The sequence below is a fragment of the Methylobacterium sp. AMS5 genome (genome assembly GCF_001542815.1).
In the GTDB taxonomy this organism is placed as follows: domain Bacteria; phylum Pseudomonadota; class Alphaproteobacteria; order Rhizobiales; family Beijerinckiaceae; genus Methylobacterium.
Window position 1 is genome coordinate 4,970,212 of sequence record NZ_CP006992.1, and the last position, 25,250, is coordinate 4,995,461.

The following is a 25,250-nucleotide window of genomic DNA, read 5'->3' on the forward strand; positions in this document are numbered from 1 at the left end:
GCGCCGCTAGGCCGCCCGATGCTCGATGAAGCGCCGCCCCAGCGCGCGAGCCCGAAACACGACCTGCTCCGGCACGAAGCGCCAAAGGCGCTCTGCGCCGTCCATCCGCTCGTCCTCGTGCGGATCGAGCACGACTTCGGTGCGTCCGCTCATCTGCAGCAGATCGCCGGTCGCGAAATCCGGAAAGACCAGCCCCGCCCGCGGGTTCGCTAGCAGGTTGCCCAGCGTGTTGAAGAAGCGGTTGCCGGCATAGTCGGGCACCGTCAGGCTGCCATCCGCGCCGACCTGCACGAAGCCGGGCGGCCCTCCCCGGTGCGAGACATCGACCTGCCGCCGGCCCCCCGCATCCTCGACGAAGCTCGCCACGAAGAAGGTGTCGGCCGCCGCGATGAATCTCCGCGCCACCGGATCGAGCCCGTTCGACAGGACGGAGCGGGGCCGGGCCGCCTCCTCTCCGAGGCGGGGGCCTTCATGCCGACGATGGATGTATTGCGGGCAATTCCCGAAACTCTGCTCGACGCGGATCGCGAAGCCCTCCGGTCCCGTGCGCTCGACGCTTCCGTTCAGGCGGTTGCGGCGGCGCGTCGCCAGTTCGATGCCGAGCAGGGCCACGCCGTCGCCGTCCTCCAGCCCCGCCTCGGCGGGATCGTCCGGCTCGCGGCGCCCGTCCACTCTGAGTCGAAACGGGTCCGGCGCGTGGAGGAAGCCCGGTTCGCCCTCCCGCAACGTCGCCCAGGGGCAGCCCTCCCCATCCACGCTTCCCAGGACGGCGAAGGGCAGGAGCGGAAAGAACGCCCGGTGCTGCTCGGTCAGGTGATCGCGGATCACCCGCGGGCCGAGTTCGGCCATCCGGCCGGCCATGCCGACACGCTCTTGGATCGCCACCTCGCCCCGGTGCCAGGGGGAGGATGCGGCTTGCCCGTTCATGCGGAGTCTCCCGTCGCGTTCAGGCCGACCGGTGAGGCCGGGAGTGACACGAAGCCGGGCAGCGCCTCGATGCGGGCCTGCCAGGCACGGACGTTTTCGTAAGGCGCGAGATCGACGTTCCCCTCGGGCGCCGCGGCGATGTAGCTGTAGAGCGCCACATCGGCGATGGTCGGGCGGTCGGCGGCGAGCCAATCGCGGGACGACAGCTCCGCGTCGATCAGCGCCAGAATCCTGTGGGCGCGGGCGATCACCTCCCCCGTATCGAAGTTGGCGCCGAACAGCGTGACGAGGCGGGCGGCGCAGGGGCCGAAGGCGATCGGCCCGGCCGCGACGGAAAGCCAGCGCTGCACCCGCGCGGCTCCGGCCGCATCCTCCGGCAGCCAGTCGCTGCGCCCGAGCTTCTTGGCGAGATAGACGAGGACGGCGTTGGAATCCGGCACGATCGTCCCGTCGTCGTCGAGGACGGGGACCTGCCCGAACGGGTTGATCGCGAGGAAACCCGGCGATCGGTTCTGCCCCCCGGCAAAATCGACCTCGACGGTTTCATAGGGCTGGCCGAGCAGAGACAGGAACAGGCGTGCCCGGTGGGCATGGCCCGAGAGCGTCAGGCTGTAGAGCTTCACGGCGTCGTCTCCTCCCGGCCGCGGGATCGGCCGTGGGGCGGATCACACTCCTTCTCCGCCGCGAGGTGAACTGGCATTGTCGGCAAGCGACTGTTGCGTGCAGCGGAATAATCGCCACTCTGCCCCAGACAGGGAGGGACCGCGATGGACCGGCTGCAAGGGATGCGGGTGTTCGTGCGGGTTGCCGAGAGCGGCGGCTTTGCCGGGGCGGCCCGTGCGCTGTCCATGAGTCCGGCCGCGGTCACGCGCGCCGTGGCGGCACTCGAAGCGGAAATTGGGGCGCGGCTGTTCATCCGCACCACGCGCTCGGTGAAGCTTACCGAGGCCGGCGGGCGCTATCTGGAGGATTGCCGCCGGATCCTCGCCGAGATCGCGGAAGCGGAGGCCGCCGCCGCGGGCTCGACCGCGACGCCGACCGGTGTCCTGACGCTGACGGCCCCGGTGCAGTTCGGGCGGCTCTACGTGCTGCCGGTGGTGACCGATTATCTCGCGCGCCACCCGGCGGTCGCGGTCCGCGCGCTGTTCCTCGACCGGATCGTCAACCTGATCGAGGAGGGCATCGATGTCGGCGTGCGGATCGGGCATCTGGCCGATTCCGGGCTCACGGCGATCCGTGTCGGCAGCGTGCGACGGGTCGTCTGCGCCGCACCGAGCTATCTCGAGCGGCATGGCGTGCCCGAAACACCGCACGACCTGCGCGATCATGCGGTGGTCGGCTCGTCAAACCCCGGTGCCCTGCCGGAATGGCGGTTCGGGCCCGAGCGGCGCACCACGGTCAGCGTCCATCCCCGGCTCGTCTGCAACACGGTCGATGCGGCGCTGGCAGCGGCCCTCGACGGTTGGGGGATCGCGCGTCTGCTGTCCTATCAGGTCGCGCCGGCGGTGGCGGAAGGGCGCCTGCGCATCCTCCTCAGCGAGGACGAGGAGGCGCCGGTTCCGATCCACGTCGTCAGCCCCGAGGGACGGCGGGCGCCGGCCAAGACCCGCGCCTTCGTCGATCTCGCCGCGGTGCGGCTGCGCGCCGATCCACGGGTCAACCCGGCGACCTGAGGCAGTGGGAGGCCCCCCTCAGTACACGTCCGCCTGATAGCGCCCGCTCTTCTTCAAGGCGGCGAGGTAGGCCACGGCCTCGTCGGGGTTCTTGCCGCCGAACTGGGCGGCGACGTCGATGATCGCCCGCTCCACGTCCTTGGCCATGCGCTTGGCATCGCCGCAGACGTAGAAATGGGCGCCGCCCTCCAGCCATTTCCACAGCTCGGCGCCGTTCTCGCGCATCCGGTCCTGCACGTAGGTCTTTTCCGTGCCGTCGCGCGACCAAGCAAGCGAGAGGCGGGTCAGCACCTTGTCGTCCTTCAGGCCGTTCAGCTCGTCTTTGTAGAAGAAGTCGGTCGCCTGCCGCTGGTGGCCGTAGAACAGCCAGTTGCGGCCGGGCGCCTTCGTCGCCGCCCGCTCGCGCAGGAACGAGCGGAACGGCGCGACGCCGGTGCCGGGGCCGCACATGATCACGTCCTTGCCCGTATCCGCCGGCAGGCCGAAACCGTGCGCCTTCTGCAGGTAGATCCGGACCTTCGTCTGCTCCGGGAGACGCTCGCCCAGATGCGTGGAGGCGACGCCGAGGCGCAGGCGCGAGCGATGGTTGTAGCGCACCGCATCGACGGTGAGCGAAACCCGGCCCTCGTCCATCTTCGGCGAGGAGGAGATCGAGTAGAGCCGTGGCTGCAACTCGTCGAGCGCCTCCAGAAAGACCTCGGCATCGGGGCGCGCACCGGGGAATTTGTGGAGCGCGCCGAGCACGTCGAGATGCTGTGCATCGCCGTCCGGATCCTCGCCGGCCGCCAGCGCCTGCGCCTTCTTCCGGGCGGCACCCGAGGTGAGGAGCGAGAGGAGTTGGTAGAGGTTGTCCGGCGCGGCACCCAGGGAATACTCGGTCAGCAGCCGGTCGCGCAGGGTCTTGCCCGCGATCATCCGCTCGGGCCGCGTGCCGAGTTCAGCGATCACCGCATCGACCAGGGCCGGGGCGTTGGCGGGGAACAGGCCGAGGGAATCGCCCGCCTCGTAGGTGATCGGCGTGTCCCGCAGGTCGATCTCGATGTGCCAGGTCTCCTTCTCGCCGCCCGGCGCGTTGAGGCGCGTGCGCGAGAGGAAGGTCGCCTCCACCGGGTTCTCGCGGCAGAAGCCCAGCGGTCCGAGTTCCGGTTCCTTCTTCGGAGCGTCGCCCGCCTCCGCCTTCGGAGCGGAGGCCGCGCCGCCGGAGGCGCCGAACTCCTCATCGAGCTTCTTGAGCATCCGGAGGGTCTCTTTGCCGCCGGGCTGGCAAAGGTTCAGCCGCTCCTCGCTCTTGAGGAAGATCGCGTTGGCGTAGTCCGCGCAGTTGTAGCCGCACTGTCCGCAATCCTGCTGGGCCATGGCGGCCATCAGCTTCTGCGGCTCGGAGCGGTCCTTGGCGATCGCCATCCGGTCGTTGATCGGCATCGACGGGTCGTGCCAGGGCGCGTCGTCGTTGTCGGCGAGCTTCGGACCCGTGGACGGCGCCTCGCCGGGGGCGAGCGCGGTGGCGCCTTCCACGGCAGGGCCGAGGAGCGCGGCGAAGTAGCCTGACAGCCAGGAGCGCTGGTCGGCGTTGAACGGGGCGCTTTCAGGGATGAGAACGAGCGGGGGCGCGACGTGCTGGGTCATGCGGCGGCCTTGAGGGCGGGTTGTTCTTCGGCGGCGTCGCGCAGGGCCTCGGGGCCGGTGCGCGCGGTGAAGGCCTGGAAGCTCTCCTCCGGGCCAAGGCGGCGGGCGAGATAGGCGTTGAGCAGCGCCTCGACGCGCGAGGGCACGTCGTCGGCCTTCACCGCCTTCCAGATCTCGGTGCCGATCTTCGGGTTTTCGGCAAATCCGCCGCCGACCACGACGTCGTAACCCTCGACGGTGTCGCCCTCCTCCGAGACGACGACCTTCGCGCCGATCAGGCCGATATCGCCGATGTAGTGCTGGGCGCAGGAATGGTGGCAGCCGGTGAGGTGCACGTTCACGGGCACGTCCAGCGCCGGCACGGTCCGCTCGACATGGTCGGCGATGATCATCGCGTGACCCTTGGTGTCGGCGGCGGCGAACTTGCAGCCGCGCGAGCCGGTGCAGGCGACGAGGCCGGAGCGGATGCCGGCGGCCTTCACCGTGAGCCCGAGCGCGAGCACCCGGGCCTCGACCTCGGCCACCTTCGCGTCCGGCACGCCGGAGAAGATGAAGTTCTGCCAGACCGTCATGCGGATCTGGCCGTCGCCGCATTCCGCGGCGATCTTCGCCAGCCCGCGCATCTCGTCGGTGGTCATCTTGCCGACGGGAAGCACCACGCCGACCCAGTTCAGGCCGGGCTGGACCTGGGCATGAACGCCGACATGGCTGAAGCGGTCGGTCGTCCGGCGCGGCGCGACGTGGGCGGCGTCGACCCGGTCGAGCTTGCGCCCGAGCTTCTCCTCGACGGCGGCGATGTACTTGTCGAAGCCCCAGGCGTCGAGGACGTACTTCATCCGGGCCTTGTTGCGGTTGGTCCGGTCGCCGTTCTCGATGAAGACCCGGATGATCGCGTCGGCCACGAGGTTGCAGTCCTCGGGCCTGAGGACGATTCCGGTGTCGCGGGCCAGATCCCTGTGGCCCGAGATGCCGCCGAGCACGAGGCGCATCCAGACGCCCGGCGCGACCGCGGCGCCCTCCAGCACCTCGATCGCCTGGAAGCCGATGTCGTTCGTCTCTTCGAGCGCCGGCATCACGCCGCCGCCGTCGAAGGAGACGTTGAACTTGCGCGGCAGACCGTAGAGCGAGCGGTCGTTCAGAATCCAGTTGTGCCAGGACTTGGTGAGCGGACGGGTGTCCAGCAGTTCCTGCGCGTCGATGCCGGCGGCGGGCGAGCCGGTGACGTTGCGGATGTTGTCGGCGCCCGCGCCCTGCGCGGTCAGGCCGAGATCGATCAGCCCGTCGAGGAAGGGCTGGGCGTGCTCGGGCGCGATCTCGCGCACCTGCAGGCCCGCGCGGGTGGTGACGTGGCTGTAGGCGCCGCCATGGGCGTCGGCGAGGTCGGCGAGACCGGCGAACTGCCAGTGGTGCAGGATGCCGTTCGGAACCCGGATCCGGCACATGTAGGAGGTCTGGGTCGGCGCGACCCAGAACATGCCGTGGTAGCGCCAGCGGAAATTGTCCTCGGGCTTGGGCTGCTTGCCTGTGGCGGCCTCCGCCTTCAGGCGGTTATGGCCGTCGAACGGGTTCTCGGCCCGTTTCCACTTCTCCTGGTCGCAGAGCTTGCCGCCCTCCTTCACGGTGCGGATCTGCGCCTTGATGTGGATCGCGTCCGGGCCCGTGGGCTCGGCGGGCGCGCTCGCCGGGGCTTGGCCCGCGGCGAGGCCGCCGGTCATCCGGGCCGCGGCGATGCCGGAGGCGAAGCCCTCCAGGTAGCGCTTCTGCTCGGCGTCGAATTCGTCTGCCATCGCTGCCTCATTCACGCTGCGAGGGTTTTCGGGGCCGGGCCGAACATCAGGTCGTCCCGGTCGTCAGGAGAGAGCGGCGCGCCGGAGCGGATCAGCTCCTTGCAGCGCGCCTGCTCGGCGATATCGCCGACAAACACCGCCCCCGCGAGGCGGCCGTCGGCAATGATCAGCTTGCGGTAGAGGCCGGCGGCGGCATCGTGCATCACGACCGCCTCGGCGCCCTCGGGCGTATCGACCACGCCGGCGGAGAAGACCGGCAGGCCCGACACCTTCAGGCTCGTGGCAAGGGACGTGCCGGGATAGGCCGCCGCCTCGCCGAGAAGCGCCCGCGACAGCACTTCAGCCTGCTCGTAGGCGGGCTCGACGAGGCCGTACACGACGCCCCTGTGCTCGGCGCATTCGCCGAGCGCATGAATCGCCGGATCGGAGGTGGTCATCCGGTCGTCGACCGTGATGCCGCGCCCGCAGGTCAGCCCGCAGGACTGCGCCAGGGCCGTCGAGGCGCGGATGCCGACCGACATCACCACGAGGTCGGCCGCGATCACGCTGCCGTCCTTCATCCGCAGGCGTTCGACGCGTCCGTCGCCCTCGATCGCGGCGGTGTCGGCGGACAGCATCACCTTGACGCCGCGCGCCTCCATCGCCGTGCGCACGAGGCGGGCGGCGGCGTGGTCGAGCTGGCGCTCCATCACCCGGTCCATGACGTGGATCAGCGTGGTGTCGACCCCGAGCCGGGCGAGCCCGACCGCGGCCTCCAGGCCCAGAAGCCCGCCGCCGATCACCACCGCCCTGGCATGCTCGACGGCGGCTTTGCGGATCGCCGCCACGTCGGCGAAGTCGCGGAAGGTGAGGACGCCGGGCAGGTCGATGCCGGGCAGCGGCAGCCGGATCGGCAGCGAGCCCACCGCCAGCACCAGCCGGTCGTAGGGCAGCACATGGGCGGAGCCGACCAGCGCGATGCGGTTCGCCCGGTCGATCTCGGTGACCGGTGCGCCGGTGACGAGGCGGATGCCGTGCTCCTCATACCAAGAAAGAGGACGGAAGCCGCAGGCCGCCTCGTCCACCTCGCCGCCGAGCAGCGAGGAGAGCAGCACCCGGTTATAGGCCGCCACCGGCTCGGCGCCGACCACCGTCACGTCGTAGCGGCCCGGCGCGCGCTCCGTCAGCCGCTCGAGGAAGCGGAGCGAGGCCATGCCGTTGCCGACGACGACGAGTCTGTCCCTCACGCTCATCAACCCGTGATCCCCCTTCACGAAATCAGGCGGCGAGAGCGGGCTTGGCGTGGCGGGCGTAGAGGAATTCCAGCACCGCGGCGCGGGCGTGGACGTAGGTCGCGTCCTCCACGAGGTCGAGCCGGCGGCGGGGCCGCGCCAGCGGCACGGGCAGGATCTCGCCGATGGTCGCCGACGGCCCGTTCGTCATCATCACGATGCGGTCGGAGAGCAGCACCGCCTCGTCCACGTCGTGGGTGATCATGATGACGGTGTTCTTGAGCCGCTGCTGGATCTCCATGGTCTGGTCCTGGAGATGGGCGCGGGTCAGCGCGTCGAGCGCGCCGAAGGGCTCGTCCATGAGCAGCACGGTCGGCTCCATGGCCAGCGCCCGGGCGATGCCGACGCGCTGCTTCATGCCGCCCGAGATCTCGTTCGGGCGCTTCTCGGCGGCGTGCATCATGTTCACGAGCGCGAGGTTGTGCTCGATCCACTGCGTGCGCTCGGCGCGGGTCTTCTTACCCTTCGAGACCTTGTCGACGGCGAGCGCCACGTTCTCGCGCACGGTCAGCCAGGGCAGGAGCGAGTGGTTCTGGAACACCACCGCGCGGTCGGGGCCGGGGGCGTTCACTTCACGCCCGTCCAGCAGCACGCCGCCGGTCGAGGCCTTGAGCAGGCCGGCGACGATGTTGAGCACCGTCGACTTGCCGCAGCCGGAATGCCCGATGATCGAGACGAACTCGCCCTTGGCGATGTCGAGGTTCACGTCGCGCAGCACTTCCGACGCCTTGCCGCCGCGATGAAACGTGATGCCGACCTGGGAGAGGGAGAGATGAGCCATGTTCCTAGTCCCTCACGCTGCGCTGGTGCCGCGGGTCACGAGCACGCCGAGCCCGGCGACCATCCGGTCGAGGACGAAGCCGATGAGCCCGACATAGACGAGGGCGACGATGATCTCGGAGATGTGCGACGAGTTCCACGCATCCCAGATGAAGAAGCCGATCCCGACGCCGCCGATCAGCATCTCGGCCGCGACGATGGCGAGCCAGGACAGGCCGACGCCGATGCGAAGACCGGTGAAGATGTAGGGGGCCGCCGAGGGCAGCATGATCTTCACGAAGAACTCGATCGGGTTCAGCCGGATGACCGCGGCGACGTTGCGGTAGTCCTGCGGAATGTTGCGGATGCCGACCGCCGTGTTGATGATGATCGGCCAGATCGAGGTGATGAAGATCACGAAGATCGCGCTCGGCTGGCCGTCGCGGAAGGCGGCGAGCGAGAGCGGGAGCCAGGCCAGCGGCGGAATCGTGCGCAGGATCTGGAAGATCGGGTCGAGCCCACGCATCGCCCAGTCGGACTGGCCGACCAGCGTGCCGAGCATCACGCCCGCCACCACCGCCAGCGAGAAGCCGAGGGCCACGCGCTTCAGGCTCGCGGCGATATGCCAGAACAGGCCCTTGTCGGTGCCGCCGTTGTCGTAGAACGGATCGACGATGATGTCCCAAGCCTCCGTCACCACCCGCGAGGGCGGCGGCAGGCCGGCGGTGGGAGAGGAGCACAGCACCTCCCACAGGAGCAGGAAGCCCGCCAGGACGACGAGCGGCGGCAGGACGCGGGCGGCGACGCCGCGCAGGCCCGCCAGGGTGATGAAGGGCCCGCGCGCCTTGACCGCGGCGCGGTCGCGGGCGGCGGTGCCGAGGGTTGCTCCAGTGGCCATCACGCGACCTTCTTGATCTCGAGGCTGTTGAGATACGCGGCGGGATTCTCGGGGTCGAAGACCTTGCCGTCGAAGAAGGTCTCCTTGCCCCGCGAGGTCGAGGCCGGGATCGCGATGCCGCCGAGCGCCTTGGCCGCGTCCTTCCACAGATCCTCGCGGTTCACCTTGGCGATGAGCGCCTTGGTGTCGGTGCCCCCCTCGAACTTGCCCCAGCGGATGTCCTCGGTGAGGAACCAGAGGTCATGGCTGTGGTAGGGATAGCCGGCGGCGCCGTTGTCCCAGTACTTCATCATCACCGGGCTCTTCTCGACGACGCGGCCGTTGCCGTAGTCGAACTTGCCCTTCATCCGGTCGATCACGTCGGCGACCGGCACGTTGATCCACTGGCGCTTGGCGACGATGGCGGCGAGTTCGTCCCAGTTCTCGGGCCGGTCGCACCACGCCTGGGCCTCCATCACCGCCATCATGAGCGCCTTGGCGGCGTTGGGATTCTTGTCGACCCAGGCGGCGCGGACCGCGAGCGATTTCTCGGGGTGGTCCTTCCACAATTCGCCGGTGGTGAGCGCGGTGTAGCCGATGCCCTGGCTGATGAGCTGCTTGTGCCAGGGCTCGCAGACGCAGAACACGTCCATCGTGCCGACCTTCATGTTCGCCACCATCTGCGGCGGCGGCACGACGATGGTCTCGATGTCCTTGTCGGGGTCGATGCCGCCGGCCGCGAGCCAGTAGCGGATCCACAGGTCGTGGGTGCCGCCGGGGAAGGTCATCGCCGCCTTCACGGCCTTTCCGGAGGCTTTCTTCTTGTCGATCGCGGCTTTGAAGACCTTCGGGTCGAGGCCGATCTTGTCGTCGGCGTATTCCTTGCCGACCGAGATGCACTGGCCGTTCAGGTTGAGCCGGCCGAGGATGTACATCGGCACCGGCACGTTGTTCTGCGTCACCCGGCCGGCCGAGATCAGGTACGGCATCGGCGTCAGGATGTGGGCGCCGTCGATGCCGTTGCCCTCGGAGCCGAGCACGAGGTTGTCGCGGGTCGTGCCCCAGCTCGCCTGCTTGAGCACCTCGGTCTCGGGCAGGCCGTACTTGGCGAAGATGCCCTTCTCCTTGGCCACGAAGAGCGGCGCCGCATCGGTCAGGGCGATGAAGCCGAGCTTGACCCCCTTCACCTCAGGCCCCGCGCCCTGCGCGAAGGCACCGGCCGGCAAGGCGGCGCGGGCGGCACCCGCGAGGGCGAGGGCAGCCGCCGCCCCCTTGAGGACGCCGCGGCGGGTCGTGTTGCCGTGATCGATGCTCATCCGCTCTTCGCTCCGGTGCGCTGTCTGCACATGGAAAAGGCCGCCGTCCGGGATCGCCAGCGCGATCGACATGCGTCGCGTGCGGGCAGTCCGGATCAGCGGCCTTGCTGACGTTGGGGGCGCGTCGTCGTTGGCGGGCCCGTACGACCACCCCTGCAGGAGCCGTGCCAATTGCGCGGAAGGGCGTGCCGCTTCTCGCGGACCTCTGGCATCACGGGTTTGCCGCGCTGCCCGCACTCAGCGGCGCCATGATTTCATGCACTGCACAAGAATGAGGCTGACGGTGCTGCGCGACGCAGCCCGAGCCGGTCATCGGCGGCTGAAAATGCGATCAGCCGCCGATGGCCGCGGCGAAGATGTCGGGCCGGTAGAGCGCCGCCGCCCGGTCCGCGGCATCGTCGCCGGCGGCCACCTGCCCGCAGGCGGCCATCTGCGCCACCAGCCACCGGGCATGCTCCGGGTCCGGCCGGTGGGTCGCCGCGTCGAGGCGCAGATAGTCCGGGTTCGCCCGCTCGGTTCCGTCCCGATCCACGATCAGCGCGCCACGGAGTGTGCGCGCGACGAGCGCGGCATCCGCGTCGAGTCCTGCCCGTTCGGCGAGCAGGCGGCTCAGAGCCTCGCGGTTCTCGGGGGCGGCGCACCACAGCCCGGCCCGGTGGACGGCCCTGACCAGGGGGGCCGTGAATTCGGCCCCCTCCGCCGGCAGCGCCAGGACCTTCTCCGGGCAGTCGGGCGCGATCTCGCAGCCGAGTGCCGCGATCCGGCCGAGGCCCGCGGCGACCGCGACGCTGTTCCAGGGAGCGCCGACGCAGAAGCCGTCGATGCGCCCGTGCCGCAGTGCATCCACCGTCTCCGGCGGCGGCACCACGACCAGCTGCACCGTCGCGTCGAGGTCGAGCCCGCTCAAGCCCGCGAACAGGCGGAGCTGGTAGGAATGGCTGGAGAAGGGATGCACGGTGCCGATGACGAGCGGACGCCCCTCCCCGGCCCGCGCGCGGGCGACCCTTGAGAAAGCCGCGGCCACGTCACCGAGCCCGTCGCTCTCCGGCGCCATCGCCGCCCAGAGCGCGTTCGAGACGGCCACGGCGTTGCCGTTGAGGCCGAGCGCCATCGGCACGCTCAAATGGGCCTGCGGCCCCGAGAGGCCGAGCGCGCTGGCGATGGCGAGCGGCCCGAGCATGTGCGCGGCGTCGAGATGGCCCAGCGCCAGCCGGTCGCGCAGAGTCGCCCAGGAGGGCTCGCGCGCGAGTTCGATCTCAAGCCCCTCGGCCTGCGCGAAGCCCAGTTCCGCCGCCGCGATCACGGGGGCGGCGTCGGTGAGGGGGACGTATCCGAGTCTGATCCTCATCCGAGCAGATCCGCCGCGGTGACGATGGCGCGGGCGATGTCGACGATCTTGCGCTTCTCGTTCATCGCCTGCCGCCGCAAGAGCTTGTACGCCTCGTCCTCGCTCATGCCCTTGCGCGTCATCAGGATGCCCTTGGCGCGCTCGATCAGCTTGCGGTCGGCGAGTTCCGAGCGGGCTTCGTCGAGTTCGCGCTGGAGCCGGGCAAAGGCATTGAAACGCAGGATCGCGATGTCGAGGATCGGCCGGATCCGTTCCGAGCGCAGCCCGTCCACCACATAGGCCGAGATGCCCGCATCGACGGCCGCCTGCATCATGGTCTGGTCCGAGCGGTCCACGAACATCGCCACCGGCCGCTCGGCCTGCCGGGACAGGCCCGACATCTGCTCCAGCACGTCCCGGCTCGGGCTTTCCAGATGGACCACGATCACGTCGGGCTTCAGGCTCGCCACCCGCGCCTGGAGGTCCGGACCGTCCGCAAGCACGACGACGTTGCCGACGCCGGAGGCGCGAAGGCCCTCCTCCAGGATCGCTGCGCGGGCGCGGCTCGGATCGATCACGGCGACGGTGAGGCTGGTCTCGGTCATCGAGGGCCGGAGTGGTTCGATCCGTTCGAGGAAGGCATCGGTGAGGAAGGCGGTCGGTCTTGAATGAGGCGCGTGCGGAAGCGCCTGCCGTGAAAGGGGCGGACGCATCGCAGGCAAGCCGTATGCCCGCCCGATCGATAACGACGGTTACAAACCGACATCTCCCGGCCCCGGTTCTGCCGCAAACCGGGGCGCACACTCAAGCCGCTTGCGAATCTATCAGGAGGGGCCGGTTCATGCGCGTCGTCGATCCGCTGCGAAAGCCGGACGTGTCCGCGACCCCGCGCGCCGTGCTTCCCCCCTTGCTGCCGACCCTCGGCCTCGCCGTGGCCGCCGCCCTGCTGTCGCTCGTCTGCCGCGAGCCGGCCCAGGGACCGACGATGCCGCCGGTCGAATCGGTGCGGGCCGTGCCGGCCATGGCTGCGGCCCCCGGCTTCACCGTGTTCGATCCGGGCAAGGCCCTGCTCGCCGATGTCGAGGCGGGGCCGGCCAGCGAGGCCTTCGCCCGCCTCGTGCCCCTCGTCGCGGCAAGAGAGGCCGCGCCGCCGCAGGCCCGCCCCCCGCGCCTCGCCACCCGAACCGAGCGCCGGCGCGCCACCGCGAGCCGGATGGCGACGACGCAGCCCGCGAGCCCGGCGAAAGCCGCGTCCGAGCCGGTCGTCTCGGCACCCGCCGCCGTGGCGCGTGCGGAAGAATTGGCGCGCGCGGAGGAAGAGGGCGGCCGCTTCCTGCCCGCAGGCGCCCTCCCCTTCGCCGCCGTCGACGCGGTCTGGGATGCGGCCCGCACGGCCGGCTCCGGCGCGGCGACCGGCGTCACGAGCTTGAGCAGCTCGGTCGTCAGCCTCGTCTCGGAGCTGCGCTGAAACGGAGCGCGCCGCGCCGCGAAGCGGGGTCTTCACAATCATTAGCTCTGAAACCTTGCGAAGCGCGGCCGCTGCGCCACTTCGCGCGGGGCGGAACCGCGACCCCGTCCACCGCGTCGCCGACGCGGCGGCTTGTTCGCGCGTGATGCTCTGCGAGTGAGGCCGAAGCCCGCGTTTCCCCCGCGTCGTTCGGCTCAGGGTGCGACGACGGAGGCCGGGATGGCGGGACGGATCGAGGATTACGCCCTGATCGGCGACGGGCGCACCGCCGCCCTGGTCGGCCGCGACGGCAGCATCGATTGGCTGTGCATGCCGCGCTTCGATGCTTCGGCCCTGTTCGCGAGCCTTCTCGGGACGGAGGAGCACGGCTTCTGGAAGCTCGCCCCGGCGGCGGAGGGCGCGCAGCATTCCTGGCGCTACCGCAGCGGCTCTCTGGTGCTGGAGACCACGCACAAGACCCATGAGGGCGAGGTCCGCGTCACCGACTTCATGCCCGTGGGCGATGGCAGCCACGTCATCCGCTTGGTCGAGGGCGTGCGCGGCCGGATGGCGATGCGGATGGAGTTGGCCGTGCGCTTCGATTACGGCTCGGCGGTGCCCTGGGTCTCGCGCAGCGAACTCGGGGATCTCCGCGCCATCTCCGGCCCGCACAAGGTGGTCCTGCGCACCAACGCGCCGATGCGCGGCTCCACCCACCAGACCACGGTCTCGGAATTCACGGTCTACAAGGGTGATGCGGTCCGCTTCGTGCTGAGCTACGGCGCCTCGCACGAGGACGATCCGCCGCCGATCGAGCCGCGCCGCTGGCTCGACGACACCAACCGGTTCTGGCGCGAATGGTCGAGCCGCTGCACGCTTCAGACGCCCTGGGACGCCATCCTGCGCCGCTCCCTGTTGACGCTGAAGGCGCTGATCTACCAACCGACCGGGGGGATCGTCGCCGCGCCCACCACGTCCCTGCCGGAAGAACTCGGCGGGGTGCGCAACTGGGACTACCGCTTCTGCTGGCTGCGCGACTCGACCTTCACCCTGCTGGCGCTGATGGATTCGGGCTACATCGAGGAGGCCCGCGCGTGGCGCGACTGGCTGACCCGCGCGGTGGCCGGCAACCCGGAGCAGGCGCACATCCTCTACGGCATCGCCGGCGAGCGGCTTCTGCCGGAGATCGAGCTCGACTGGCTGCCCGGTTACGAGAACTCGCGGCCCGTGCGCGTCGGCAACGCGGCGATCGCGCAGTTCCAGCTCGACGTCTACGGGGAGTTGTTCGACGCCCTGTTCCAGGCCGGTGCCCGCGGCATGGGACAGAACAAGGAGGGCCTGCGCGTCGGCCAAGCGATCATCAAGCACCTCGAGACGGCGTGGCGCGCGCCCGATGAAGGCATCTGGGAGGTGCGCGGCGGGCGGCGCCACTTCGTCCATTCCAAGGTGATGGCCTGGGTCGCCTTCGACCGGGCGATCCGCAGCGTCGAGATGATGGGCGTGGACGATCTGCGCTCCGCCGAACCGCCGGTCGCGCACTGGAAGGCGATCCGCGACGAGATCCACGCCGAGGTCTGCGCGAAGGGGTTCGACCCGGAACTGAACAGCTTCGTCCAATCCTACGGAAGCAAGGCGCTCGATGCGAGCCTGCTGCTGATCGCGCATATGGGCTTCCTGCCCCAGGACGATCCCCGCGTGGTCGGCACCGTGGCGGCCGTCGAATCGCATCTGATGCGCGAGGGCTTCATCCTGCGCTACGAGACGGAAGGCCAGACCGTCGACGGCCTGCCGGGCAACGAGGGCGCCTTCCTGCCCTGCAGCTTCTGGTACGCCGACAATCTGATCGGCCTCGGCCGCTGTGACGAGGCCCGCGACCTGATCGAGCGCCTGATCGGCGTCTGCACCGACCTCGGATTGGTCTCCGAAGAGTACGACGTGCGCGCGAAACGGCTGGTGGGGAACTTCCCTCAGGCGTTCACGCATGTTGCGCTCGTCAACACGATCCTCAATTACAGCCGCGCCACCGGTCCTGCGAAGGAACGGGGCAGCGGCACGGACGATTCCGAGTCGAGGGTAGGCGAATCCATCGCGGCGCAGTAGGCGCACTCCGTCAGACGGCGGGCGATGGAAGCGAGAAAGACGGTAACTCCATGAGCGGTGCAGACACGAGCCCGAAGGCGGCCCTGAGCCAGGGCGATAAGCTCGCGATCGACACGATCCGGACGCTCGCGATCGACGCGGTGCAGAAGGCCAATTCCGGACATGCCGGCGCGCCGATGGCGCTCGCGCCCGTCGCCTACACCCTGTGGAACCGGTATCTGCGCTACGATCCGGCCCATCCGCACTGGCCGAACCGCGACCGCTTCGTGCTCTCGGCGGGCCATGCCTCGATGCTGCTTTACGGGCTGCTGCATCTCGCCCGCGTCGCGGAGAGCGACGGCGGAAACGCCCCCGCCATCTCGCTGGACGACATCAAGAAATTCCGGCAGCTCGACAGCCGCACGCCGGGCCACCCGGAATACCACTTCACCACCGGCGTCGAGACCACCACCGGGCCCCTCGGCCAGGGCGTGGCGAATTCCGTCGGCATGGCGATGGGCGGCCGCTTCAAGGGCGAGCGCCTGAACCGGCCCGACCTGCCGCTGTTCGACTACAACGTCTACGCCATCTGCTCGGACGGCGACCTGATGGAGGGCGTCAGCCAGGAGGCCGCCTCGATCGCGGGCCATCTGCGCCTGTCGAACCTCTGCTGGATCTACGACAACAACACCATCACCATCGAGGGCCACACCGAACTCGCCTTCTCGGAAGAGGTCGCCGCGCGTTTCCTCGCCTATGGTTGGCAGGTGCTGCGGGTGGCCGACGCGAACGACACCCACGCCATCGCCTCGGCGCTCGAGACCTTCCTGCAATCGAGCGACCGCCCGACCCTGATCATCGTCAACTCGATCATCGGCTACGGCGCGCCGACCAAGCAGAACACATCGAAGGCCCATTCCGACGCGCTCGGCCCCGACGAGGTGAAGGGCGCCAAGCGCGCCTATGGCTGGCCGGAGGATTCCGAGTTCCTCGTGCCGGACGGCGTCTACGACACCTTTGCCGAAGGCATCGGCAAGCGCGGCGCCGCGCTCTACAGTCAGTGGCAGGGCTTCTTCGAGGCCGCCAAGGCGGCGGATGCGGAGCATGCCGAGGATCTGTCGGCTTTCCTCGAAGGCCGCCTGCCCGAGGGCTGGGACCGGGACATCCCGGTCTTCGAGGCCGACGCCAAGGGGCTCGCGACGCGCGAATCCTCGGGCAAGGTGCTCAACGCCATCGCCCAGCACGTGCCGTTCCTCCTCGGCGGCTCGGCCGATCTGGCGCCGTCCAACAAGTCGAACCTCACTTTCGAGGGCGCGGGCTCGCTGACCCCGTTCGAGCCGGGCGGGCGCAACATCCATTTCGGTGTGCGCGAGCATGCCATGGGCTCGATCGTGAACGGGCTCGGACTCGTGGGCCTGCGCGCCTACGGGGCGACCTTCCTCGTCTTCGCCGACTACATGCGCCCGCCGATCCGGCTCGCCTCGCTGATGGAACTGCCGATCTTCCACATCTTCACGCACGATTCGATCGGCGTGGGCGAGGACGGGCCGACCCACCAGCCGGTGGAACAGATCCTCTCCCTGCGCTGCATCCCCGGCCTCGTGACCCTCCGCCCGGCCGACGCCAACGAGGTGGCCGAGGCCTACCGGGTGATCTTCTCGCTGAAGGATCAGCCGGCGGTGCTGGCGCTCTCGCGCCAGCCGCTGCCGACCTTCGACCGCTCGAAATACGCCCCCGCCTCCGGCACCGCGAAGGGCGCCTACGTCCTCGCCGACTGCGAGGGCACCCCCGACGTGATCCTGATCGGCACGGGCTCCGAGGTGCAGCTCTGCGTCGGCGCCTACGAGACCCTGAAGGGCGAGGGCGTGAAGGCCCGCGTCGTCTCGATGCCGTCGTGGGAACTGTTCGAGCGCCAGGACGAGAGCTACCGCAACTCCGTCTTGCCGCCGGACGTGCTGGCGCGCGTGGCGGTCGAGCAGGGCAGCGTCATCGGCTGGGACCGCTACACCGGCTCCTCCGGCTCGATCATCGGCATGAGCACCTTCGGCGCCTCGGCCCCGATCAAGGATCTGCTCGGCAAGTTCGGCTTCACCGCCGATAAGGTGATCGAGGCGGCCCGCGCGCAGGTGGCCAAGCACAAGAAATAGGCTCGCAGATCAACCCTCCCCCGCGCAGGGGGAGGGTAACGCGCGGCTCCCCGCCCTATCTACAGGGTGACGGGACGCAAGAAGAATGACGCGAGGACGACCGAGATGAACGCGCTGAACGCCCTCTTCACCGAGCACGAGCAGGCGGTCTGGCTCGATTTCGTGGCCCGCGGCTTCATCGCCAAGGGTGAACTCCAGGCGCTGGTGGAGAAGGACGACCTGCGCGGCGTCACCTCCAACCCGGCGATCTTCGAGAAGGCGATCGGCCACTCGCCCGAGTACGACGACAGCCTCAAGGCCGTGCTGAGCCAGGGCGATGCCCGCGTCATCGATCTCTACGAGGGGCTCGCCATCGCCGACATCCAGGCGGCGGCCGACGTCCTGGCCCAAGTCTACGACACCAGCGACGGCGCAGACGGCTATGTCAGCCTCGAAGTCTCCCCCTACCTCGCCCTCGACACCGAAGAGACCCTGAACGAGGCCCGTCGCCTGCACGCGGCGGTCGGGCGCGACAACCTGATGGTGAAGGTGCCGGCCACCCCTGCCGGCCTGCCGGCGATCCGCCAGCTCACGGCGGAGGGCATCTCGGTCAACATCACGCTGCTGTTCTCGCAGAGCGTCTACGAGGAGGTCGCCCACGCCTTCATCGACGGGCTGACCGAGTTCGGTGCGAAGGGTGGTGACGTCTCGAAGGTCGCCTCCGTCGCGAGCTTCTTCATCAGCCGCATCGACAGCCTCGTCGACAAGCGGCTGGATGAGGCGGGCGGCTACGAGGATCTCAAGGGCAAGGTGGCCATCGCCAACGCCAAGCTCGCCTACCAGCGCTACAAGCGCATCTTTGCCGGGCCGAAATGGGAGGCGCTGGAGGCCAAGGGGGCGAAGGCGCAGCGCCTGCTCTGGGCTTCCACGGGCACCAAGAACAAGGCCTACTCGGACGTGCTCTATGTCGAAGAGCTGATCGGCAAGAACACCGTCAACACCATGCCGCCGGCCACCATGGACGCGTTCCGCGACCATGGCCGGGTGCGGGCATCGCTGGAGGAGAATATCGGCGAGGCCGAGACCGTGATGGCACGGTTGGCGGAAGCCGGCATCGACATCGAGGCGGTGGCGCGCCAACTCGTCGAGGAGGGCGTGGGGCTCTTCGTCGATGCCGCCGATGCCCTGCTCGGTGCAGTCGCGGGCAAGCGGGTGGCCCTGCTCGACCACCGGCTCGACGCGCAGACCTTCAAGTTCGACGAGCCGCTCCAGGCGGCGACCGACAAGGCGGTCGAGTCCTGGCGCGCGAGCGGCGCGATCCGCCGGCTCTGGGCGCACGATGCCACGGTCTGGACCGGCCGCGACGAGGGCAAGTGGCTCGGCTGGCTGCGCATCGTCGAGGACGAGCTGGAGCGGGTCGATCTCTACGAAAACTTTGCCGAAGAGGTCCGTGCCGAGGGCTTCACCGACGCGGTCGTGCTCGGCATGGGCGGCTCCAGCCTCGGCCCGGAGGTGATCTCCGCCACCTACGGCCACCGGGAGGGGTTCCCGAAGCTGCGCATCCTCGACTCGACCGACCCGGACGAGGTCCGCGCCGTCGAGGCCGTGGTGAATCTCGAGACGACCCTCTTCATCGTCGCCTCGAAGTCGGGCTCGACGCTCGAGCCCAACGTGTTCCGCGACTACTTCCTCGGCCGGATGAAGGACGTCGTCGGTGCCGACAAGGCCGGCCGGCATTTCGTCGCCGTGACCGATCCCGGCTCGGCGATGGAGAAGGCCGCCAACGACGACGGTTTCCGCAAGATCTTTCTGGGCGTGCCGCAGATCGGCGGGCGCTACTCCGTGCTCTCGGCCTTCGGTCTCGTCCCCGCGGCGGCGGCCGGCGTCGAGATTCGCGAGTTCCTCGACAGTGCCCGGATGATGGTCCGCTCCTGCGGGCCGGCGGTGCCGCCCGCCGCCAATCCCGGCGTGCGCCTCGGCGCGGCGATGGGCGTCGCGGCCAAGGAGTTCGGGCGCGACAAGATCACGATCATCGCGTCGCCCGGCATCGGCACCTTCGGCGCCTGGGCCGAGCAGCTCATCGCCGAGTCGACCGGCAAGGAAGGCGTCGGCATCATCCCCGTCGAGGGCGAGCCGGTCGGCGTTCCGGCCGTCTACGGCGAGGACCGGCTGTTCGTGTACTTGCGTCTGACCAGCCAGGCCGATGCGCGCCAGGACGAGGCGGTGAAGATCCTGGAGAGCGAGGCGCAGCCGGTAGTGCGCATCGATCTCGACAAGGTCGAACAGCTCCCGCAGGAGTTCTTCCGCTTCGAGATCGCGACCGCGGTGGCGGGGGCGGTGCTCGGCATCAACCCGTTCGACCAGCCCGATGTCGAGGCGAGCAAGATCGAGACGAAGAAGCTGTTCGCAAGCGCCGAGGAGACCGGCGCCCTGCCGGCCGAGACGCCGATCTTCGAGGACGAGACGGTCGCGCTCTATGCCGATGCGGCCAACGCGGAGGCCCTGCGCCCCGGCGAGGGCTTCGAGGCGATCGTGGCCGCGCATCTGGCGCGGGTGAAGCCGTGCGACTACGTCGCCCTGCTCGCCTATGTCGAGCGCAACGAGGCGCATCACGCGGCGTTGCAGGAGGCCCGGCTCACGGTGCGGGACGCGCGGCAGGTCGCGACCTGCCTGGAATTCGGCCCGCGCTTCCTCCACTCGACCGGGCAGGCCTACAAGGGCGGTCCCGCTTCCGGCGTGTTCCTCCAGATCACCGCGGACCCCTCCGCCGATCTGCCGATCCCGGGACGCAAGCTCGGGTTCAAGACGGTGATCGCGGCCCAGGCGCGGGGCGATTTCGCCGTGCTGTCCGAGCGCAAGCGCCGGGCGCTGAGAATCCACCTCAAGGGCGGTGATGTCTCCGGCGGCGTGAAGCGCGTCGCCGCCGCGATCAAGGCGGCGGTCGCCGGCTAAGGCTTCACCCTCTCCCCGCAGGCGGGGAGAGGGGCTCGCATCGATTGCCGGCGCGATCTGACTTCGAAAAAGATCAGTGCGTCAGCGGGCCGGGGATCGCGGCTTCCGCCTTCACCAGCAGCCGCTCCTCGTGGCGCTTCATGAACAGCCAGAGCGCCAGTCCGCCGAAGACCACGAAGGCCAGCAGCGCGAGGCCGACAGGGCCGACGATGTGCTCGATCGAGCGGCCGCAGGCATAGGCGCCAAAGCCCATGATCCCGGCCCAGGCGACGCCGCCGAGGCCGTTGAACAGCATGAAGCGGCGCGCATCGAGCCGGTTCACGCCCGCCAGCACCGCCGCGTAGGCGCGCAGCATCGCGGTGAAACGGCCGAAGAACACGATCTTCCCGCCATGCTCCCGGAACAGATACTGGCCGAGCTTCAGCCGGCCGTGGTCGAGGGCGATGAGGTGGCCGTAGCGTAGAAGCAGCGGCATGCCCCAGCGGCGCCCGACCCAGTAGCCGACATTGTCGCCGAGGATCGCGGCCGCGGCCGCTGCGGCGACGATGAGGACGACGTTGAGGCTGCCCGTGCTGCCGGCATAGACGGCCGACGAGATCAGGATGGTCTCGCCCGGCATCGGCACGCCCGCGCTCTCCAGCGCGACGACGACGAAGACGGCAAGGTAGCCGTAATGGGCGATGAGGTCGGCGATCGGAAGTCCCTGAAGGAAGGACATGAAAGAGGGCGTCTCCGCGGATCGTTGCGCGGCGCAGTCTGGCCAGGAACGTGGCCGCAGCAGGGCGGTCCTTTCCTCCCCTTCAACCCGTCGGGTCCGTCTCCGAAGGGGGCTCAGCCGAGGCCGGGGCAAGGACGGCGCTTCCCCCGCCCGTGCCGGACTGGCAAAGGGCAGCGAAGTCGTCGTTCGGCAACGGCAGCAGCCGCGCGAGAGCGTCCGATACGCCGAACAGGACGGGATCCGCCGAAAGGCCGAAGCCGGGCGGGAGGAGGCGTATGCTGTCGATCATGACGGGCTCGAACCGCCGAAGGGCGGACGTGACGATAAGCCCTTCAGCGGCACCCGGTTGCGTGGCCTGACCGATTGTCGTGACGGGCGGCACGTCGGCGTTACGCTGTTCTCCCCGTCCGCGTCCCGTCCTCAGCTCGCCTTGAGGAACTTCTCGACGCTGGAGCCCAGGCCGGCGGAATGCGTCGCGAGATCCTCGGCGATGGTGCGGACCGAGTCGACGTGGCTGCCGGTGGCGTCCGCCGCCGAGGACACGCCGACGATGTTGCCGGACATCTCGTGCGTCGAGGCCGCCTGCTCCTCGACCGCGCTCGCCATGGCGAGGGTGAGCCCCGAGAGGTCCGCCACCGCCGCGGTGATCGTGCCGATGGCCTCGACCGCCTCGCCGGTGGCGCTCTGGATCGCGGCGATCTCGCCGGTCGCCTTCGCCGTCTGCTCGGCCAGCGCCTTCACCTCGGCGGCCACCACGGCGAAGCCGCGGCCGGCCGCGCCCGCGCGGGCCGCTTCGATGGTGGCGAGCAGGTTGGTCTGATCGGCGATCGAGCGGATCATCGCCACCACCGCATCGACCTTGCGCGCATTCTCGGCGAGTTGGCGCACCGTCAGATCGGTCGTCTCGGCCTGAGCCGCGATCCGCTGGGCGCGTTCGGACACGCTGCCGACCTGCCCCGAAATCTCCTGGATCGAGGCCGTCATCTGCGCCGAGCCCGCTGCCACCGAGGCCGCGCGCTGCCGGGCATCCTCGGCCGAGCGTGCCAGCTCCTCCGCCGAGGACCCCATCCGCTCCACCGCCGACCGCACCGCCTCGACCACCCGCGAGACGTCCGCCGACATCTGGACCTTCGCCGTGATCACGGACCACGTCACCATCGGACCGACATACTCGCCCTCGGGCCCGTGGATCGCCGAGACACGCAGATCGAGGGTCTCGGGGCCGACCCTGATCTTGGCCCGGTGCGGCAGGCGGCGGCTGTCGGCCAGCATCGTCCGCTGATGATGCGGGTGCTTGTGGAAGACGTCGAAGGAGCGGCCCATCATCTCCGAGACCTTGATCGACAGATGCTCCTCGATGGTGGAGAGTGTCGTCAACGAGGTCTGGTTCAGATAGTTGATCTTGAACTCGTCCTTCGGGTCCACCGTCATGACGGCGACGGGCATACCGTCGATCATCGTCAGGAGCCGGGTCGCCTCGTTCTTCTTGGCGGTGATGTCGGTCGCGAACTTCATCACCCGCTCCGGCTTGCCGTCCGCCCCGAGCACCGGGTTGTAGGTCGCTTCGAGCCAGATCTTGCGTCCGGACTTGCCGAGACGGGGGAACTCGCCCGAGGCGTGCTTGCCGCTGCGCAGCGTCTCCCAGAAGGCGCGATACTCGGCGCTCTCGGCATAGGCGGCTTCGACGAAGAGGCGGTGATGCCGGCCCTTGATCTCGTCGAACTCGTAGCCGATCGCGTCGAGGAAGTTCCGGTTCGCGTCCAGAACCGTGCCATCCATCGCGAACTCCATGGTCGCGATCGATCGAGTGCATCGAGCTTCGCTTGGGCGTCGCTCTGCTTGGGCTTACGGAACATCACAGAACCCCCGTGACGCCATCTTTCTCCGGCAGCCACGTCGCCCGAGCGATGTCGTCATTGATCGAAGGCGGACCTCGGCGACTTCGCGCGATGTCTTTTATCCGCCCCTTATGTATAATGTTCATTTACTGGATAAATTATGAATTAAAATCTGCAATAGCGGACATTGCAATCGCCTGTAGGCTGCAATCTTGTTTCGCCATGCGCCGAACAGACCGCAGTTACGATATTAGCCTATGATGTTGGCTTGCCGTTGCGCTGGCGATGCCCTCTTGCGCGTCCGCGTTGGGTTCGAAGAACGGTCGGCTTCGCTGCCACTTCGCCGATGGCAGGCAGGAAGCGGCCTTCGGACGGCTCGCCCTCCCCTGAACGGGATGTGACGACGGTCTTCCGTCCAGCCCGGCCTTGCGAGCGTCGTCGTCAACGACGCTCAGTTGCCGCGGCGGAGATCGTCCAGGGGCACCGGTGCAGCGTGGGGCCGGCTGCCGAGCATCGCATCGATCAGCGCCACAACCTCGGCCCGGCCGACATTGGCGGCGGGCTCGAACGGGGTCCAGGTCTGGGTGAAATCGAGGCGCTCGAAGACGTCGCGATAGCGGCGCAGCTCGTTCACTGTGAGCGGCACGCCGCGCACGAAGGCCTTGTGTGCCGAGATCGTCAGCGCCTTGCGGACGTCGTTCGGGTCGAGCTCGAACTTGAGCGCGTCGCCGCAGAAACAGATCTTGCGCTTGCGGTCGAACAGCACGGCGTGGCCGTCGAAATGGCCGGCGGTGCGGTGCAGTTCCAATCCGGGAAGGGGTTCGAGGAAGTCGTCATAGGGCCAGGAGACCTGAAGCGCCGCACTCCAGATGAAGTCGGCCGCCGGCAGACACAGTTCCGGGTCGAAACGGTCCTGAAGCTGCACCAGCGCGCCGTAGGAATGCGGGTGCGAGGCCGAGAGCACCTGCATGCCGCCGAGCCGCTCGATCTGGTCGAGCGCCGCCTCGCTGAAGACGGGGCAGGCTTCGAAGCCCATATTCCCGTTCTCGGTCCGGATCAGGTAGGCGCTCGGGCCGATGCCGGAAACCGGGTCGTTCCAGAAGCGCCAGACGCCCGGCTCCAGCTCTTCCCAGTGGCAGGGAAAGGCGTCTTGCGCCTCCCGCGTGGTGCGGAAGCGCCAGCCGTCCTGCGGCACGACGTGGCGGGCGTCCAGGCACATCGGGCAATGCGGCGGCGCCTCGAAGTGGCGCTGCCAGAACCCGCAATTGTCGCAGGTGTAGGCGGGCAGCTTCAGGGCGCCGGCGAAGGGCAGGTAACCGGGCACGGGCAAGTCCTCATGGGTGCCCGCGGGCGGGCCGGAGATCGGACGGTCCTATCCGCCCGATGCGGGTGAAGAAAGAGCCGGCTCAGACCCGTCCCAACAGACGCAGCGGCCCGCGCAGGGCCCGCGCCGCCAGGGCGGTTCCGAGCAGGGCGGCGCCCGCGACGCCGAGCACGAGGGCGTCGCGCTCCCGGCTCGTCCAGAACTCCGAGCGCGTCGTCTTGGCCCGCGCCCGCGCGTCGCCGTCGATCCGCGCCGGCCCCGGCACCGGGCCGTCGAGGTTGCCGCGCCGGTCCGGGACCGGCCCGTCCTGCACCATGTCGTCCAGGCTCTCCGCCGCCTTGCGGTCGGCGTAGGAGGGCAAAAGCGCCTGGGCCGCCGCCATCATCAGCGAGGTTCGTCCGACCCAGACCTCGCGGGTCGGATGCTCGATCGCGTGGTGGATCGCCTCGGCGCAGAGGCGCGGATCGAACACGGGATCGGGCGCGCGCTGCCCGCGGCCGGTCCGGGTGCGGGTCCAGCCGAATTGCGGCGTGTTGACCGCCGGGAGGTAGACCACGCTGAGCGCGACGTGGCTGTCGGCGTGGATCAGTTCGGCGCGCAGGGAATCGGTGAAGCCGCTCACCGCGAACTTCGCCGCGCAGTAGGGCGCCTGCATCGGCGCCGCGCGGATCGCCAGCCCGGAGGAGACCTGCACGATCACGCCGCGGTCGCGCGGTTTCATGCGGCGCAGGGCCGCCAGGGTGCCGTGGACGGTGCCGAGATAGGTCGCCCCGGTCACGCTGCGGTATTCCTCCGGCGTGATCCGTTCGGCCGGCCCGACGATCGTGGTCATGGCGTTGTTGATCCAGGCCCGGATCGGCCCGAGTTCCTGCTCGATCCGGTCGGCCGCCGCTTCGACCGCGGCGTCATCGGCCACGTCGGCGGGGATCGCCAGCACGCGTCCGCCCTCGCGGGCGAGCAGTGCCTCGGCTTCGGCCAGCCGGTCGGCGCCGCGCGCCAGGATCGCCACCGACCAGCCGCGCTGCGCAAGAAGCTGGGCCGTGGCGAGGCCGATCCCCGCGCTGCCGCCCGTCACGACGGCGACCCGCGCTGCGCCTCTTCGTCCCTGCCCTGCCACCGTCGCATCCTCCTCCGCGAAACCTGCCCGTCAATGCGCGCTGCGCGGGCGAAGTTGCGACGGAGGCGGAGCCTGCGACGTCGAAT

18 protein-coding genes and 1 pseudogene are annotated in these 25,250 nt (G+C 69.4%); 5 read left to right on the forward strand and 14 right to left on the reverse strand.

All coding sequences use genetic code 11. The features are described 5' to 3' along the window. Positions 1 to 6 precede the first annotated feature (6 nt). A complete protein-coding gene (locus Y590_RS22140; RefSeq protein WP_060771743.1) occupies positions 7 to 927 on the reverse strand; it encodes a pyridoxamine 5'-phosphate oxidase family protein in 921 nt (306 codons plus the stop codon). Beyond that, positions 924 to 1,550 carry a glutathione S-transferase family protein gene (locus Y590_RS22145; protein WP_060771744.1) on the reverse strand — a complete coding sequence of 209 codons (627 nt, stop codon included), beginning with the start codon at positions 1,548 to 1,550 and terminating at the stop codon, positions 924 to 926. Before Y590_RS22145 ends, Y590_RS22140 begins: the two co-directional genes overlap by 4 nt. Before the next feature lie 144 nt (positions 1,551 to 1,694). On the opposite strand from Y590_RS22145, the gene Y590_RS22150 reads away from it, so the two are divergent. Further along, positions 1,695 to 2,600 carry a LysR family transcriptional regulator gene (locus Y590_RS22150; protein WP_060771745.1) on the forward strand — a complete coding sequence of 302 codons (906 nt, stop codon included), beginning with the start codon at positions 1,695 to 1,697 and terminating at the stop codon, positions 2,598 to 2,600. 18 nt (positions 2,601 to 2,618) lie between these two features. Here Y590_RS22150 and Y590_RS22155 read toward each other — a convergent pair whose 3' ends face one another. The 8 genes from Y590_RS22155 to Y590_RS22190 all read right to left on the reverse strand — a co-directional run bounded on the left by Y590_RS22155 (position 2,619) and on the right by Y590_RS22190 (position 12,168). Then, positions 2,619 to 4,226: a sulfite reductase subunit alpha gene (locus tag Y590_RS22155; RefSeq protein ID WP_060771746.1), complete on the reverse strand. Its 1,608-nt coding sequence runs from the start codon at positions 4,224 to 4,226 to the stop codon at positions 2,619 to 2,621. Next, on the reverse strand, positions 4,223 to 6,013 hold the full coding sequence (locus tag Y590_RS22160) for a NirA family protein (protein ID WP_060771747.1): 1,791 nt from the start codon (positions 6,011 to 6,013) through the stop codon (positions 4,223 to 4,225). Before Y590_RS22160 ends, Y590_RS22155 begins: the two co-directional genes overlap by 4 nt. An 11-nt stretch (positions 6,014 to 6,024) precedes the next feature. Beyond that, positions 6,025 to 7,245 (reverse strand): NAD(P)/FAD-dependent oxidoreductase, encoded by a 1,221-nt coding sequence (locus tag Y590_RS22165; protein ID WP_060771748.1) that lies wholly within the window; start codon positions 7,243 to 7,245, stop codon positions 6,025 to 6,027. Positions 7,246 to 7,270: 25 nt separating this feature from the next. Beyond that, positions 7,271 to 8,065, reverse strand: a complete 795-nt coding sequence (locus Y590_RS22170) for an ABC transporter ATP-binding protein (RefSeq protein ID WP_060771749.1) — start codon at positions 8,063 to 8,065, stop codon at positions 7,271 to 7,273. A 12-nt stretch (positions 8,066 to 8,077) separates the two neighbouring features. Further along, positions 8,078 to 8,941, reverse strand: a complete 864-nt coding sequence (gene ntrB / locus Y590_RS22175; protein WP_060771750.1) for a nitrate ABC transporter permease — start codon at positions 8,939 to 8,941, stop codon at positions 8,078 to 8,080. Continuing rightward, positions 8,941 to 10,236 (reverse strand): CmpA/NrtA family ABC transporter substrate-binding protein, encoded by a 1,296-nt coding sequence (locus tag Y590_RS22180; RefSeq protein ID WP_060772413.1) that lies wholly within the window; start codon positions 10,234 to 10,236, stop codon positions 8,941 to 8,943. Before Y590_RS22180 ends, ntrB begins: the two co-directional genes overlap by 1 nt. A 331-nt stretch (positions 10,237 to 10,567) precedes the next feature. Next, positions 10,568 to 11,584 carry a CmpA/NrtA family ABC transporter substrate-binding protein gene (locus Y590_RS22185; protein ID WP_060771751.1) on the reverse strand — a complete coding sequence of 339 codons (1,017 nt, stop codon included), beginning with the start codon at positions 11,582 to 11,584 and terminating at the stop codon, positions 10,568 to 10,570. Next, the gene (locus Y590_RS22190) at positions 11,581 to 12,168 is read right to left on the reverse strand and encodes an ANTAR domain-containing response regulator (RefSeq protein ID WP_003603356.1); all 588 of its coding nucleotides are present in this window, start codon (positions 12,166 to 12,168) and stop codon (positions 11,581 to 11,583) included. The genes Y590_RS22185 and Y590_RS22190 overlap by 4 nt, the downstream gene beginning before the upstream one ends. 236 nt (positions 12,169 to 12,404) lie before the next feature. Between Y590_RS22190 and Y590_RS22195 the strand changes: the two genes are divergently transcribed. The 4 genes from Y590_RS22195 (at position 12,405) to Y590_RS22210 (ending at position 20,167) form a co-directional block, all read left to right on the forward strand. Next, positions 12,405 to 13,031, forward strand: a complete 627-nt coding sequence (locus tag Y590_RS22195; protein ID WP_060771752.1) for a hypothetical protein — start codon at positions 12,405 to 12,407, stop codon at positions 13,029 to 13,031. Between the two features lie 219 nt (positions 13,032 to 13,250). Further along, complete coding sequence (locus Y590_RS22200; protein WP_060771753.1) at positions 13,251 to 15,110, forward strand: glycoside hydrolase family 15 protein; 1,860 nt, start codon at positions 13,251 to 13,253, stop codon at positions 15,108 to 15,110. A 50-nt stretch (positions 15,111 to 15,160) separates the two neighbouring features. Continuing rightward, positions 15,161 to 17,236, forward strand: a complete 2,076-nt coding sequence (gene tkt, locus Y590_RS22205; protein WP_060771754.1) for a transketolase — start codon at positions 15,161 to 15,163, stop codon at positions 17,234 to 17,236. Between the two features lie 105 nt (positions 17,237 to 17,341). Continuing rightward, positions 17,342 to 20,167 carry a bifunctional transaldolase/phosoglucose isomerase gene (locus tag Y590_RS22210; RefSeq protein WP_060771755.1) on the forward strand — a complete coding sequence of 942 codons (2,826 nt, stop codon included), beginning with the start codon at positions 17,342 to 17,344 and terminating at the stop codon, positions 20,165 to 20,167. Positions 20,168 to 20,240: 73 nt separating this feature from the next. Here the strand turns inward: Y590_RS22210 and Y590_RS22215 are convergent, their stop codons facing one another. The 4 genes and pseudogenes from Y590_RS22215 to Y590_RS22235 form a co-directional block, all read right to left on the reverse strand. Further along, a complete protein-coding gene (locus Y590_RS22215; RefSeq protein ID WP_060771756.1) occupies positions 20,241 to 20,885 on the reverse strand; it encodes a DedA family protein in 645 nt (214 codons plus the stop codon). Between the two features lie 420 nt (positions 20,886 to 21,305). Further along, positions 21,306 to 22,741, reverse strand: a pseudogene (locus tag Y590_RS22225) (methyl-accepting chemotaxis protein). A gap of 433 nt (positions 22,742 to 23,174) precedes the next feature. Further along, entirely contained in the window at positions 23,175 to 24,047 is an 873-nt protein-coding gene (locus Y590_RS22230) for an MBL fold metallo-hydrolase (protein WP_060772415.1), read from the reverse strand. An 82-nt stretch (positions 24,048 to 24,129) separates the two neighbouring features. Beyond that, a complete protein-coding gene (locus Y590_RS22235) occupies positions 24,130 to 25,164 on the reverse strand; it encodes an SDR family oxidoreductase (RefSeq protein WP_060771757.1) in 1,035 nt (344 codons plus the stop codon). Between the last annotated feature and the right edge of the window lie 86 nt (positions 25,165 to 25,250).